Source organism: Micromonospora echinospora, from assembly GCF_900091495.1.
GTDB classification, from domain to species: Bacteria; Actinomycetota; Actinomycetes; order Mycobacteriales; family Micromonosporaceae; genus Micromonospora; species Micromonospora echinospora.
Map to the genome: position 1 here is coordinate 2,704,377 of NZ_LT607413.1, position 13,704 is coordinate 2,718,080.

Annotated in this window: 12 protein-coding genes; 10 read left to right on the forward strand and 2 right to left on the reverse strand. The window is 72.2% G+C overall.

What is annotated here, in order from left to right; genetic code table 11:
- Positions 1-81: 81 nt before the first annotated feature.
- From GA0070618_RS12330 to GA0070618_RS12345, 4 genes are all read left to right on the forward strand, one after another.
- Complete coding sequence (locus GA0070618_RS12330) at positions 82-975, forward strand: septum formation family protein (protein ID WP_088981763.1); 894 nt, start codon at positions 82-84, stop codon at positions 973-975.
- 101 nt (positions 976-1,076) lie between these two features.
- Positions 1,077-2,771, forward strand: coding sequence for an L-aspartate oxidase (locus tag GA0070618_RS12335; RefSeq protein ID WP_088981764.1), 1,695 nt, complete (start codon positions 1,077-1,079; stop codon positions 2,769-2,771).
- Positions 2,772-2,901: 130 nt separating this feature from the next.
- Entirely contained in the window at positions 2,902-3,819 is a 918-nt protein-coding gene (gene nadC, locus GA0070618_RS12340) for a carboxylating nicotinate-nucleotide diphosphorylase (RefSeq protein WP_088981765.1), read from the forward strand.
- A gap of 9 nt (positions 3,820-3,828) precedes the next feature.
- Positions 3,829-4,587: a type III pantothenate kinase gene (locus tag GA0070618_RS12345; RefSeq protein WP_088981766.1), complete on the forward strand. Its 759-nt coding sequence runs from the start codon at positions 3,829-3,831 to the stop codon at positions 4,585-4,587.
- 62 nt (positions 4,588-4,649) lie between these two features.
- Here the strand turns inward: GA0070618_RS12345 and GA0070618_RS12350 are convergent, their stop codons facing one another.
- Complete coding sequence (locus GA0070618_RS12350) at positions 4,650-5,390, reverse strand: class I SAM-dependent methyltransferase (RefSeq protein WP_088981767.1); 741 nt, start codon at positions 5,388-5,390, stop codon at positions 4,650-4,652.
- Positions 5,391-5,481: 91 nt separating this feature from the next.
- Between GA0070618_RS12350 and lysS the strand changes: the two genes are divergently transcribed.
- The 3 genes from lysS to GA0070618_RS12365 all read left to right on the forward strand — a co-directional run bounded on the left by lysS (position 5,482) and on the right by GA0070618_RS12365 (position 10,505).
- Positions 5,482-6,990: a lysine--tRNA ligase gene (gene lysS / locus GA0070618_RS12355; RefSeq protein WP_088981768.1), complete on the forward strand. Its 1,509-nt coding sequence runs from the start codon at positions 5,482-5,484 to the stop codon at positions 6,988-6,990.
- 103 nt (positions 6,991-7,093) lie between these two features.
- On the forward strand, positions 7,094-7,444 hold the full coding sequence (locus GA0070618_RS12360; RefSeq protein WP_088981769.1) for a histone-like nucleoid-structuring protein Lsr2: 351 nt from the start codon (positions 7,094-7,096) through the stop codon (positions 7,442-7,444).
- A gap of 523 nt (positions 7,445-7,967) precedes the next feature.
- On the forward strand, positions 7,968-10,505 hold the full coding sequence (locus GA0070618_RS12365) for an ATP-dependent Clp protease ATP-binding subunit (RefSeq protein WP_088981770.1): 2,538 nt from the start codon (positions 7,968-7,970) through the stop codon (positions 10,503-10,505).
- 192 nt (positions 10,506-10,697) lie between these two features.
- Here the strand turns inward: GA0070618_RS12365 and GA0070618_RS12370 are convergent, their stop codons facing one another.
- A complete protein-coding gene (locus GA0070618_RS12370) occupies positions 10,698-11,606 on the reverse strand; it encodes an HhH-GPD family protein (RefSeq protein WP_088981771.1) in 909 nt (302 codons plus the stop codon).
- A 97-nt stretch (positions 11,607-11,703) separates the two neighbouring features.
- Here GA0070618_RS12370 and GA0070618_RS12375 point away from each other — a divergent pair, with 97 nt between their 5' ends.
- The 3 genes from GA0070618_RS12375 (at position 11,704) to GA0070618_RS12385 (ending at position 13,606) form a co-directional block, all read left to right on the forward strand.
- Positions 11,704-12,216: a glycine cleavage system transcriptional repressor gene (locus GA0070618_RS12375; protein ID WP_088981772.1), complete on the forward strand. Its 513-nt coding sequence runs from the start codon at positions 11,704-11,706 to the stop codon at positions 12,214-12,216.
- Positions 12,213-12,773 (forward strand): peptide deformylase, encoded by a 561-nt coding sequence (locus GA0070618_RS12380; RefSeq protein ID WP_088981773.1) that lies wholly within the window; start codon positions 12,213-12,215, stop codon positions 12,771-12,773. Before GA0070618_RS12375 ends, GA0070618_RS12380 begins: the two co-directional genes overlap by 4 nt.
- A gap of 89 nt (positions 12,774-12,862) precedes the next feature.
- Positions 12,863-13,606: a hypothetical protein gene (locus tag GA0070618_RS12385; RefSeq protein ID WP_088981774.1), complete on the forward strand. Its 744-nt coding sequence runs from the start codon at positions 12,863-12,865 to the stop codon at positions 13,604-13,606.
- Positions 13,607-13,704 lie beyond the last annotated feature (98 nt).

Consider the following 13,704-nt stretch of genomic DNA (forward strand, 5'->3'; position numbering starts at 1 on the left):
CCGGTCTGTTACCGGAGGGTCATTTCTGGTTACCCTTACCGCGCGCCGTCGGGCGACGGCCGCTGGCTGGGGGAGGCCGCGATGCGCCGTGCGAGGAGGAGCCTGGCCGCCGCGTTGCTGACGGCCGCCCTGCTGGCCGGCTGCGCCGACGCCGGTGGGCTCGACGGCGACCTGGTCGACGACTGGGCCGCCCTGGCCGCCCCCGGGCCGTTCGTGCCGCCGGCCGGGGTCTGCCAGGTGGCCGACTTCGCCGACGTGGTCCCGCTCGCCACCTTCGAGCCGGTGGACTGCGGCGTCCCGCACCGGGTCGAGACCACGCACGTGGGCACCTTCCCCGCTGCGGTCACCGCCCCGCCGGCCGTCGACTCGCCGTCGATGCGGGCCGCCTTCGCCGACTGTGACACCCGCACCTCCGCGTACGTGGGTGACGAGTGGCGGGCCGGTCGGCTGCGGCTCGGCGTGGCCCTGCCGTCGAAGGTCGGCTGGGCGGCCGGTGCCCGCTGGTACCGGTGCGACCTGACCGAGGTCGACACCGTCGAACGGGCCGCCCGGACGGTCCTGCGCACCGGCAGCCTGCGCGACGCCCTGAAGGCTGCCACCGCCCCGCTCCGGCTGGGCTGCCAGAACGCGCGTACCGGCCCGGAACTGGGCGTGCAGGCGGTCACCCCGGCCGACTGTGCCAAGGCGCACAACGCGGAGTTCGTCGGGGTGTGGAAGGCACCGGATACCCCGTACCCGGTGAAGCCCGGCGACTGGGCCCCGCTCTACGCCGGCTGCCGGTCGGTCCTGGCCCGCTACGCCGGCCTGCCGGTCGACGACTACCTGAAGTTCCGCACCGACCTGGTGGTGCGCCCACCCGGCGCGGCCCGCTGGAAGGCCGGCGACCGGGGCGTCCGCTGCTACCTGTGGCTCAGCGACCGTACGGTGACCCGCTCGCTCAAGGGAGCCGGCCCGACCGTCCTGCCCATCCGCTGATCGCCCCCTCGCCGGGCAGTCGGGGTGGCTGCGGCGTCGGCCGCGCCACTCGGTGCGGCCCCGCCAGTGCACCGCCGCCGCCGACGCGGTTGACTGTGCTCATGGAGCTGTCGACCGTCGCGCTGCCCGGCGTTCCCGACCTGCTGGCCGCGCCCGCGCCCGGCTGGGTGGAGACCACCGACGTGATCGTGGTCGGGTCCGGGGTCGCCGGCCTGACCGCCGCGCTGCACCTGCGGGAGGCGGGGCTGCACGTCACCGTGGTCACCAAGGTGAACATCGACGAGGGCTCGACCCGCTGGGCGCAGGGAGGAATCGCCGCGGTGCTCGACCCGGCGGACACGCCGGACGCGCACGCGTACGACACCGAGGTCGCCGGGGTGGGGCTCTGCGACCCGGCGGCGGTGCGGGTGCTGGTGGAGGAGGGGCCGACCCGACTGCGGGAGCTGATGCGGATCGGGGCCGAGTTCGACCGGCACCCGGACGGGTCGCTGATGCTGACCCGGGAGGGTGGGCACCGGGCGGACCGGATCGTGCACGCCGGAGGGGACGCCACCGGCGCGGAGGTGCAGCGGGCGCTGCACGCGGCGGTCCGCCGCGACCCGTGGATCCGCCTGGTCGAGCACGCGCTGGTGCTGGATCTGCTCCGGGCCCCCGGGGACGGCCCCGGCGGGCTCGGCCGGGCCTGCGGGATCACCCTGCACGTGCTCGGCGAGGGGAGCGAGGACGGCGTCGGCGCCATCCTGGCCCGCGCGGTCGTCCTGGCCACCGGTGGGATGGGCCAGATCTTCGCGGCGACCACCAACCCGGCCGTGTCGACCGGGGACGGTGTCGCGCTGGCCCTGCGGGCCGGGGCGGCCGTCACCGACGTGGAGTTCGTGCAGTTCCACCCGACCGCGCTGATCGTCCCCGAGCAGGCCCGGGTGTCCGGGGCCGGGCACGCCCAGCAGCCGCTGGTCTCCGAGGCGCTGCGCGGCGAGGGCGCGCACCTGGTCGACGCGGACGGCAAGCGGTTCATGGTGGGGCAGCACGAGCTGGCCGAGCTGGCTCCCCGCGACGTGGTCGCCAAGGGCATCCACCGGGTGCTGCTGGCCACCGGCGCGGACCACGTCTACCTCGACGCCCGGCACCTGGGCGGCGCGCACCTGGCCCGCCGCTTCCCGACCATCGTGGCGTCCTGCCTGGCCATCGGGGTGGACCCGGCGACCGACCTGATCCCGGTCGCTCCGGCCGCCCACTACGCGTCCGGCGGCGTCCGCACGGACCTGCGCGGCCAGACCTCCATTCCCGGCCTGTACGCCTGCGGCGAGGTGGCCTGCACCGGTGTGCACGGGGCGAACCGGTTGGCCAGCAACTCGCTGCTGGAGGGGCTGGTCTTCTCCCGGCGGATCGCCGAGGACATCGCCCGGGGGCTGCCCGAGCAGGCGCAGCCCGCGCCGACCGGCGCGTGGCGGGGCGGGGGCGGTTGGGTGGTGCCGGCGGAGGTGACTCCGGTGCTGCAACGGGCGATGACCCGGGGGGCCGGCGTGCTCCGCTCGGCGGAGACCCTGGCCGCGACGGCGGGAACGCTGACCGAGCTGGGCGCGGGTCGGGGCGCACCCCGTACGGCGAGCTGGGAGGCGACGAACCTGATCACGGTGGCGTCGACGCTGGTCGCCGCCGCGTACGCCCGTCGGGAGACCCGGGGTTGCCACTGGCGGGAGGACTTCCCGACGGCCGACGAGACGTGGCGCGGCCACCTGGTCGGGGCGATCGGGACGGACGGCCGCCTGACCCACCGGTGGGAGGCGTCTGCGTGAGCGCCGGGTGGGCTGCGGTCGTGAGCGGAGGCGTCCGCGTGAGCATGTGGCCCGCGGGCGAGTACGGAGGTGTCCGCGGGCGGAGTGCGCCGGTCCGGCGAGCCCGGCAGTCGCGAATCGAGGAGGCCCGGTGAGGGAGTGGACGGAGCAGGCGCTGCGGGAGGCCGGGCTGGACCCGGCGGAGGTACGGCGGATCGTCGAGACCGCCCTGCGTGAGGACCTCGGTCCGGAGTTCCGGGACGTCACCAGTCTCGCCACCATCCCGGCCGGGCAGACCGACACGGCCGACCTGGTGGCGCGCGCGGATGGGGTGGTCGCCGGGCTGGCCGTAGCGGCGGCCGTGTTCGAGCTGGTCGGCCCGGTGACCGGCGACCCTCGTACGGTCGAGGTGTCCCTGGTGGCCGCCGACGGCGCGCGGGTGGCGCGCGGTGACGTGCTGGCCACGGTCACCGGTCCGACCCGGTCGCTGCTCACCGCCGAGCGGACCGCGCTCAACCTGCTCTGCCGGATGTCCGGGGTGGCCACCCACACCCGGGCCTGGGCGGACGTGCTGGCCGGCACGAAGGCGATGGTGCTGGACACCCGGAAGACCACCCCGGGGCTGCGGTCCCTGGAGAAGTACGCGGTGCGGGCCGGCGGCGGCACCAACAAGCGGATGGGCCTGCACGACGTCGCCATGATCAAGGACAACCACAAGTTCGCGGCCGGCGGGATCGCCGCCGCCTACCGGCGGGTGCGGGAGGCGTTCCCCGGGGTGGCGGTGCAGGTGGAGGTGGACACGCTGGCCGAGGCGGTGGAGGCGGTCGAGGCGGGCGCGGACTTCCTGCTGCTGGACAACATGTCCCCGGCGACGCTCACCGAGGTGGTGGCCGCAGTGGGGGACCGGGCCGAGCTGGAGGCGACCGGCAGGCTGACGCTGGACGTCGCCGCCGAGTACGCCGCCACCGGCGTCGACTATCTCTCGGTGGGCGCGTTGACCCACTCCTCGCCGATCCTGGACATCGCGTTGGACCTGCGCGCCCCGGTGACCGCCGGCGACGTTGTCTAGGCTGCGTGCGTGCTGCTCTGCATCGACATCGGAAACACCAACACCGTGCTGGCGACCTTCGACGGCGACCGGCTGGTGCACTCCTGGCGGATCAAGACCGACGCCCGTTCGACCGCGGACGAGCTGGGTCTGATGTTCCGTGGCCTGCTCGCCGGGGACGCGGTGGAGATCACCGGTATCGCCGCCTGCTCCACCGTGCCGGCCGCGCTCCGCTCGCTCCGGACCATGCTGGCGCGCTACTACGACAACCTGCCCAGTGTCGTCGTCGAACCGGGGGTACGCACCGGGGTGCAGCTCGCCATCGACAACCCGAAGGAGGTCGGGTCGGACCGGGTGGTGAACACGCTCGCCGCGTACACCCTCTACGGCGGGCCGTCGATCGTGGTGGACTTCGGCACCACCACCAACTTCGACGTGATCAGCGGTCGGGGCGAGTTCCTGGGTGGCGCGTTCGCGCCGGGCATCGAGATCTCCTTCGACGCGCTCGCCGCCCGGGCGGCCCAGCTGCGCAAGGTCGAGGCGACGAAGCCCCGGTCGGTGATCGGCAAGAACACCGTGGAGTGCCTCCAGTCCGGCCTCTACTTCGGCTTCGCCGGCCAGGTGGACCGGATCGTCGAGCGGATGACCGAGGAGCTGGGCGAGGTCAAGGCGGTGATCGCCACCGGTGGCCTGGCCTCGCTGGTGATCAACGAGTGCCGGACCATCACCCACCACGAACCGATGATCACCCTCATCGGGCTCCGCATGGTCTACGAACGCAACGTCTGAGACCGTCGGACGGCCGCCCGGCGGGGGTGGAGAGGTCGCCCGACGGGTGGCCGCCGGTCGGGTCAGTGCCGGTGGACGCGGAGCGCCAGCGTCCGGTACGGCAGGGCGAGGGTCTCCCGACCGGACAGGTCGGGATGTGAGCGGAGCAGTTCGCGCAGTTCCCGGTCGACCCGTCGCCGGTGCTCCGGCGCGGCGGTCAGGTAGTGCGAGCGGGTGCGGACCATGCCGAGCAACTCGTCCGGGGTGAGCACGGTGGTGTGCGGGAACTCGGCCCACTCCGGGGCGGTGAACTCGGGGCCGAAGTCGGTGACGCTCGCGAGCAGGTGGTCGACGGTGTCGCCGATCTCGGCGATCCGGTTCAGCTCGGTCACCCAGGGCGTCCGGTCGTCACGCAGGTTCCAGACCGGGGCGAGGACGCCGCCGGGCCGCAGCACCCGGGCGATCTCCGGGTGCGCGCGCTCGCGGTCGAACCAGTGGTACGCCTGGCCGGCCAGCACCGCGTCGGCGTACCCGTCGGGCAGTGGCACCGATTCGGCGGTGCCGGCCAGCGCGGTGACGCCGGCCGTGGCGTCCGCGAACCGGGTCCGCATCCCGGGGTCGGGTTCGACGGCGGTCACCGGGTGCCCGAGCGCGAGCAGGCCCCGGGTCAGGATGCCGGTGCCCGCGCCCAGGTCGACGATCCGGGCGGACGGGACGAGCCCGTCGAGTGCCCAGCGCAGGGCCGCCTCCGGATAGCCGGGTCGAAACCGGTCGTACTCGGCGGCGGCCGTACCGAACGACAGGGCGTGGGTGGGATCGACCATGCCGGCAGGTTATCGAGTGCCGGCCCCCGGAGGGGCTTGAGTAGGCTCGTCCCTTGGACCCACCCGATTTCTCCCGCTGAGGACGCATGCCGTGACCGAGCAGAACCCCGTGCCGATCGATCCCGCCGACGACCTTCCCGAGCAGATGAAGGTCCGCCGGGAGAAGCGTGACCGGATGCTCGCCGACGGCGTCGAGCCCTACCCGATCGGCTACCCCCGGACCAGCACGCTGGCCGTGGTCCGCGAGAAGTACGCCGACCTGCCGACCGACACCGCCACCGGCGACCGGGTCGCGGTCACCGGCCGGGTGATCTTCGTACGGAACACCGGCAAGCTCTGCTTCGCCACCCTGCGGGACGGCGACGGCACCGAGTTGCAGGCGATGTTCTCCCTGGACCGGGTCGGCCCCGAGCGGCTGGAGGACTGGAAGCGCCAGGTCGACCTGGGTGACCTCGTCGGGGTCACCGGCGAGGTGATCACCAGCCGGCGGGGTGAGCTGTCCGTTCTGGTCGAGCAGTGGGCGGTGACCGCCAAGGCGCTGCGCCCGCTGCCGGTGGCGCACAAGCCGCTCAGCGAGGAGGCCCGCGTCCGGCAGCGTTACGTCGACCTGATCGTCCGTCCGCAGGCCCGCCAGATGGTGCGGACGCGGGCGGCGACGGTGCGCAGCCTGCGCGACTCGTTGCACGGCAAGGGATTCATCGAGGTCGAGACCCCGATGCTCCAGCTCCTGCACGGTGGGGCCGCCGCACGCCCATTCGTGACGCACAGCAATGCGTTGGGTACGGATCTCTATCTGCGAATCGCCCCGGAACTGTTTCTCAAGCGGGCGGTGGTCGGCGGCGTCGACCGGGTCTTCGAGATCAACCGTAACTTCCGTAATGAGGGCATCGACTCCTCGCACTCGCCCGAGTTCGCGATGCTCGAGACGTACGAGGCGTACGGCGACTACGACACGATGGCCGCGCTCACCCGGAATCTGGTGCAGCAGGCCGCGATCGCGGTGTCCGGGTCGACCACGGTGACCCACGCCGACGGCCGGGAGTTCGACCTCGGCGGCGAGTGGCGCTCGGTGACGCTCTTCGGTGTTCTTTCCGAAGCGCTCGGTGAGGAGGTCACCGTCCGCACTGAGCACGCCCGCCTGGTGCAGTACGCGGAGAAGGTCGGTCTTTCCGTCGACCCGAAGTGGGGGCCGGGCAAGCTCGCCGAGGAACTCTTCGAGGAACTGGTGGTGCCGGGCCTCCAGGAACCCACCTTCGTGCGGGACTACCCGGAGGAGACCAGCCCGCTGACCCGGGGGCACCGGCACGAGCCCGGCCTGGCCGAGAAGTGGGACCTCTACGTGCTCGGCTTCGAGCTGGCCACCGCGTACTCCGAGCTGGTCGACCCGGTGGTCCAGCGCGAGCGGCTGGTCGCCCAGGCGGCGCTGGCGGCCCGTGGCGACGACGAGGCCATGCGGCTCGACGAGGACTTCCTGCGGGCGATGGAGTACGGAATGCCGCCCGCCGGGGGTATGGGAATGGGAATCGACCGGCTCTTGATGGCCCTGACCGGCCTGGGAATTCGGGAAACCATCCTCTTCCCCTTGGTGCGCCCAGAGTAGCGAGGCTACCCGTGGGTGAATCGGCCGTCCTATTGACGGGGTCAGCATCGTGCCCGCTATTGTGCTCTTGTTAGCAGGAGAACCTGCTCGAAAGGAATGGCACGTGGCCAAGCAGATCATTCACAAGCTGGTCGATGACCTGGACGGCGGAGACGCCGACGAGACCGTCAAGTTCGCGCTCGACGGCGTTCAGTACGAGATCGACCTCTCCAACAAGAACGCCGACAAATTGCGGGAGCTATTCGCCCCCTACGTCGCGGCCGGCTCGAAGGTCGGTCGAGGGGGCGTGGTGGTCGGTGGTCGGGCCGCACGCGGCCGGGGTGGCGCCACCGCGGACCGGGCGCAGAACAAGGCGATCCGGGACTGGGCGAAGCGGGAAGGACGGGAGATCTCCGACCGGGGCCGCATCCCCCAGGAGATCGTCGACGAGTTCCACGCGAAGGCCGGCCACTGACGCCGACCCTCGACCGAGTAAAACCGACGCCGGCCCGGAGCATCCGCTCCGGGCCGGCGTCGGTTTCCCCACCGGGTCCAGGGGGCGGGCGGGTGGCGGCTCGCGGGCCCGCCGGAGCACGGCCGTGCCCCGGGACGGTGGCTCGTCAGGCCACCGGGCGGCGGCTCGCGCCGGCGGGAAGGAATCCGGCGGAACGGACGTTGTCCACAACCGGTGGAAGAGTTGTCCACAGCCTGTGGAGAGCCGTCCGGAGCCCCGGAGGCCCGTCCAGCCCCGTCCACCGACCCATCGAATTTCGCTCTGCGCGTACAGGACAGGTGCCCGGAACACCTCCTGAGCGCGGACGGTTGGGTAAAACGACGCGAACCCGGCACCCAGCGGGGACACACGACCTCAGCGGAGTCGGCTCGCGGCGATAGAGTAATGAGGCACGGACGCCCACCCCGGTCGTCCGCGCACCGGCCCCGCCAAGAATCTTGACCACCAAGATCGAGTGCGCACGGCACGTGAGGAGCACGAGGGCATGTTCGAGCGGTTCACCGACCGAGCGCGACGGGTTGTCGTCCTGGCCCAAGAAGAGGCCCGGATGCTCAACCACAACTACATCGGTACGGAGCACATCCTGCTGGGCCTGATCCACGAGGGTGAGGGCGTCGCGGCCAAGGCCCTGGAGAGCCTCGGCATCTCCCTGGAGGGCGTCCGCCAGCAGGTCGAGGAGATCATCGGCCAGGGCCAGCAGGCGCCGAGCGGGCACATCCCGTTCACGCCCCGGGCCAAGAAGGTGCTGGAGCTGTCGCTGCGCGAAGCGCTCCAGCTCGGCCACAACTACATCGGCACCGAGCACATCCTGCTCGGCCTGATCCGTGAGGGCGAGGGCGTCGCCGCCCAGGTGCTGGTCAAGCTCGGCGCCGACCTCAACCGGGTCCGCCAGCAGGTGATCCAGCTCCTCTCCGGTTACCAGGGCAAGGAGCCCGCCGCCGCAGGCACCGCCACCGGCGAGGCCGCGCCGTCGACCAGCCTCGTGCTGGACCAGTTCGGCCGCAACCTGACCCAGGCCGCCCGCGAGGGCAAGCTCGACCCGGTGATCGGGCGCGAGAAGGAGATCGAGCGGGTCATGCAGGTGCTGTCCCGCCGCACCAAGAACAACCCGGTCCTGATCGGTGAGCCCGGCGTCGGCAAGACCGCCGTGGTGGAGGGGCTGTCCCAGAAGATCATCAAGGGCGAGGTGCCCGAGACGCTGAAGGACAAGCAGCTCTACACCCTCGACCTCGGTGCCCTGGTCGCCGGTTCCCGCTACCGCGGTGACTTCGAGGAGCGCCTCAAGAAGGTGCTCAAGGAGATCCGCACGCGCGGCGACATCATCCTCTTCATCGACGAGATCCACACCCTGGTGGGTGCGGGTGCCGCCGAGGGGGCGATCGACGCCGCCAGCATCCTCAAGCCGATGCTGGCCCGGGGTGAGCTCCAGACCATCGGTGCCACCACCCTCGACGAGTACCGCAAGCACCTGGAGAAGGACGCCGCCCTGGAGCGGCGGTTCCAGCCGATCCAGGTGGGTGAGCCCTCGCTGGCCCACACCATCGAGATCCTCAAGGGCCTGCGCGACCGGTACGAGGCGCACCACCGGGTGAGCATCACCGACGCCGCCCTGGTGGCCGCCGCGACCCTGGCCGACCGCTACATCTCCGACCGCTTCCTGCCGGACAAGGCGATCGACCTGATCGACGAGGCCGGCGCCCGGATGCGGATCCGCCGGATGACCGCGCCGCCGGACCTGCGCGACTTCGACGAGCGGATCGCCCAGGTCCGCCGGGACAAGGAGTCCGCGATCGACGCGCAGGACTTCGAGCGCGCCGCCCAGCTCCGCGACAAGGAGAAGCAGCTCCTCGGCCAGAAGGCCCAGCGGGAGAAGGAGTGGAAGGCGGGCGACCTGGACGTCGTCAGCGAGGTCGACGACGAGCAGATCGCCGAGGTCCTCGGCAACTGGACCGGCATCCCGGTCTACAAGCTGACCGAGGAGGAGACCTCCCGCCTGCTGCGCATGGAGGACGAGCTGCACAAGCGCGTCATCGGCCAGGAGGACGCGGTCAAGGCGGTCTCGAAGGCGATCCGGCGTACCCGGGCTGGCCTGAAGGACCCGAAGCGCCCGTCCGGCTCGTTCATCTTCGCCGGCCCGTCCGGTGTGGGTAAGACCGAGCTCTCCAAGGCGCTCGCCGAGTTCCTCTTCGGCAGCGAGGACGCGCTGATCCAGCTCGACATGTCCGAGTTCCACGACCGGTACACCGTCTCCCGGCTGGTCGGTGCGCCTCCCGGCTACGTCGGCTACGACGAGGGCGGGCAGCTGACCGAGAAGGTGCGGCGTCGGCCGTTCTCGGTGGTCCTCTTCGACGAGATCGAGAAGGCCCACCCGGACGTGTTCAACACGCTGCTCCAGATCCTGGAGGACGGTCGGCTCACCGACGGTCAGGGCCGGATCGTGGACTTCAAGAACACGGTCATCATCCTGACCACCAACCTCGGTACCCGGGACGTGGCCAAGGCGGTGTCGCTGGGCTTCCAGGCGTCGGAGGACTCCGAGTCCAACTACGACCGGATGAAGCAGAAGGTCAACGACGAGCTGAAGCAGCACTTCCGGCCCGAGTTCCTCAACCGGATCGACGACACCATCGTCTTCCACCAGCTGCGCCAGCAGGAGATCCTCTCGATCGTGGACATCATGATCGCCCGGATCGAGACCCAGCTGCGCAACAAGGACATGGGCCTGGAGCTGACCGACAGCGCCAAGAAGTACCTGGCCGTCAAGGGCTTCGACCCGGTGCTGGGTGCCCGTCCGCTGCGTCGCACGATCCAGCGCGACATCGAGGACAACCTCTCCGAGCGGATCCTGTTCAACGAGCTGACCCCCGGTCAGATCGTGGTGGTGGACTGCGAGGGCGACCCGGAGAACATCGACAAGTCCAAGCTCGTCTTCCGGGGCGCGGACCGGCCGGTCGACGTGCCGGACGCCGTCCCGGCGGACCTCGGCGGCACTGCCGCCACGGGCGCGGACGAGGCGGCGTAACGGTCGGACCCGACAGGTCTCACCACCTGCGGAACCGGCGAACAACCGGAGCGAGGGCCCGGCGGCGAAAGCCGTCGGGCCCTCGCCCTTTCGCATCTGCCGAAGGCCGCGCCAGGTGGTTGCAGGGGTCCCCTGCAACCACCTGGCCGGCAGCAACCGCGCTGGGTAACGGTTACGCCCCCGGCAACGGGCTCAGGTGAGGTTCTGGCCGGCCGGCGCGGGGGCGTCGCCGACGAGTCGGTAGGTGGCCTCGCCGGCCGGCTCCACCAGCCCGTCGGTGACCAGTCCGGCCAGCGCCCGGGACCGCTGCACGTCGTCGGCCCAGACCTGGTCCAGCCGGGGCCGGGGCACCGGGCCGGTCGCCTCCCGCAACACCGCGAGCAGCAGCCCGCGTACCTGCCGGTCGGTGCCGGCGTACCGCTGCGGCCGGCGGGTCGGCCCGGTCGGCGCCTCCTGCCCGGAGGCCCGCCAGGCGCAGACCGACTCCACCGGGCAGATGGCGCAGCGCGGCGACCGGGCGGTGCAGACCACCGCCCCCAGTTCCATGAAGGCCGCGCTCGCCAACGCGGCGGCGGCCGGCTCCACCGGCAGCAGTTCCTCCGTCGCCACCAGGTCGGACGGACGGGTGGTCGGGCCGGCGTCCGGCTCCCCGGCCACCGCGCGCGCCACCACCCGGCGGACGTTGGTGTCCACCACCGGGTGCCGCTGCCCGAACGCGAAGGCCGCCACCGCCCGCGCGGTGTACGTCCCGACGCCGGGCAGGGCGAGCAACTGGTCGAGCCGGTCCGGCACCTGGCCGCCGTGCCGTTCGACCAGGGCCACCGCGCACTCGTGCAGGCGTACCGCCCGGCGGGGGTAGCCGAGGCGTCCCCACATCCGGATGGCGTCCGCGGGACTCTCGGCGGCCAGGGCGGCCGGCACCGGCCACCGGGCCAGCCACGCCTCCCAGGCCGGCAGCACCCGTACCACCGGGGTCTGCTGCAACATGACCTCGCTGACCAGGATCGCCCAGGGGCTCACGTCGGGGTCACGCCACGGCAGGTCGCGGGCGTTCTGCTCGTACCACCGGCTGACCCGGTCGGCGAAACTCTGTTCTGTCATCGCGCCGCCGATGATGCCATGTCCGGCATGTCCCGCAGCGTGGGCGGTCGGGGCGGTTGCCGTCCGGCGGTTTCCGCTGGTCCGGGAGAATGCCGGCATGAACGAGCTCGCGATCACCGTCATCGGTCGGGACCGGCCGGGCATCGTGGCCGACGTCGCGGAGGTGCTCTCCGGGCTCGGCGCGAACCTCACCGACTCGACGATGACCCGGCTACGCGGTCACTTCGCGATGACCCTGGTCTGCGTCGGCCCGGCCGCCGCCGAGGTCGAGGCCGCGCTCGCCCCGCTCGCCGCCGACGGCCAACTGCTGGCGAGCGTACGGACGGTCACCCCGGACGGTGCCACGGCGCCCCCCGGGGAGCCGTACGTGATGGCGGTGCACGGCGCGGACCGGCTCGGCATCGTCGCGGCGACGACACGCGCGGTGGCCGACGTCGGCGGCAACGTCACGGACCTGACCACCCGGTTGACCGGGGCGCTCTACGTGGTGGTCGCCGAGGTCGACCTGCCGGTCGGGGCGGCCGACCGGCTGCGGGAGACGCTTTCTCGTACGGCTGCCGACCTGGGTGTCGAGGTGACACTCCGGCCGGCCGATTCGGACCTGCTGTGACCGCGCAGATCACCGGCCTGGACGGCTGGACACCGGAGGCGCTCGGTGTGCCGGGCGAGGTGCGGCCGGTGGTGTCCGCGCCGCACGCGGTGCTCAGCCGGACGGGTGGTGAGGTCGACGCCACCTCCGACGAGGTGGTACGCCTCGCCGCCGACCTGGTCGCGACGATGCGGGTCTCCCCGGGCTGCGTCGGGCTGGCCGCCCCGCAGGTCGGGGTCGGTGCCCAGGTCTTCGCGGTCGACGTGACCGGCCACCCGAAGTCGGTGACCGTGCACGGCACGTTCGTGCTCTGCAACGCCCGGGTGGTGGAGGCGAGCCGGTGGAAGGCCGGGCGGGAGGGGTGCATGTCGGTGCCCGACCTCACCGGTGACGTCAAGCGGGCCAGCCGACTGGTGGTGGAGGGCGTACTGCCCGGCACCGGCCGTCCGGTGCGGATCGCCACCGACGGCTTCGAGGCCCGCGCCCTGCAACACGAGATCGACCACTGTGCCGGTCTGCTCTTCCTCGACCGGGTGGCCGGCGCGCACGCGATCTACCAACGCAAGGTCTATCTCTGACCATTTGAGGGAGTTGGTACGGTGAGCCGTTCTCGCCCCGGCGCGTCGTGCCCGGTCGGTGACCGTCGCGCCGTTACCGTGGGGGCATCATGCGTCTGACGGTTGGCCCCCTGTCGCCCGCCGTGTACTGGCGGCGTCGTGCCGTCGTACTCGGAGCTGGGATCCTCTTCCTCATCGTCGTGCTCTACTCGTGCAGCGGGTCGAGTGACAACACCGCGGGCCCGGAGCGGTCGCCCACCCCGACACCGTCGGCGGGTGACCCGGCTCCGAGCGGTTCGGTGCTGACGCCTCAGTCAGGCGAGCCGCCGGCGTCCGCCGGACCCGACGCGCCGGACGGTGGTGGCCCGGCCGGTGGCGGTCCGGGCGGCGGCGGTCCGGCGACGACCAGCGGCGCGCCGCCGGAGCCCGGGGGGCCGGTCGTGCCGGCCGGTGGTGCCGGCGCGTGCACCGACGCCGAGATCTCGGTGACCCCGGTGGCAGCGCCCACTTCGGTCCGTTCCGGCCGGCCGGTCGACCTGCAACTCAAGATCAGGAACACGTCGGACCGGACGTGCACCCGGGACGTCGGGGCCGACCTCCAGGAGCTCTTCGTCAAGTCCGGCGCGGAGAAGGTGTGGTCCTCGGACACCTGCGGCACCGCCAAGGGCTCGGACGTGCAGTCCTTCACCCCCGGCTTCGAGCGGTCGTACCAGGTCACCTGGAACGGGCAGGACACCACGCGGTGCGCGAACGGCCTGGCTGACGGGAACCCGGCGCCCGCCGGGACGTACCAGGTCTTCGGTCGGCTCGACACCAAGCTCAGCGCCCCGGTGAAGCTCACCATCACCAACTGACCCCGGGGCAGCCCTGCTGTTGCGCGAGCAGGACGGCAGGGCCGGCGAAGGTCCGCAGCCGGGCGCCGGGGCGGAGGAACATGCCCCTGAGGTGGTAG

What these genes read in the sequence shown, in the direction of transcription:
- GA0070618_RS12330 (WP_088981763.1), top strand. Translation starts at nt 82, where the DNA reads ATGCGCCGTGCGAGGAGGAGCCTGGCCGCCGCGTTGCTGACGGCCGCC.
- GA0070618_RS12335 (WP_088981764.1), top strand. Translation starts at nt 1,077, where the DNA reads ATGGAGCTGTCGACCGTCGCGCTGCCCGGCGTTCCCGACCTGCTGGCC.
- GA0070618_RS12350 (WP_088981767.1), bottom strand. Translation starts at nt 5,390, where the DNA reads ATGGTCGATCCCACCCACGCCCTGTCGTTCGGTACGGCCGCCGCCGAG.
- GA0070618_RS12365 (WP_088981770.1), top strand. Translation starts at nt 7,968, where the DNA reads ATGTTCGAGCGGTTCACCGACCGAGCGCGACGGGTTGTCGTCCTGGCC.
- GA0070618_RS12370 (WP_088981771.1), bottom strand. Translation starts at nt 11,606, where the DNA reads ATGACAGAACAGAGTTTCGCCGACCGGGTCAGCCGGTGGTACGAGCAG.
- GA0070618_RS12375 (WP_088981772.1), top strand. Translation starts at nt 11,704, where the DNA reads ATGAACGAGCTCGCGATCACCGTCATCGGTCGGGACCGGCCGGGCATC.
- GA0070618_RS12385 (WP_088981774.1), top strand. Translation starts at nt 12,863, where the DNA reads ATGCGTCTGACGGTTGGCCCCCTGTCGCCCGCCGTGTACTGGCGGCGT.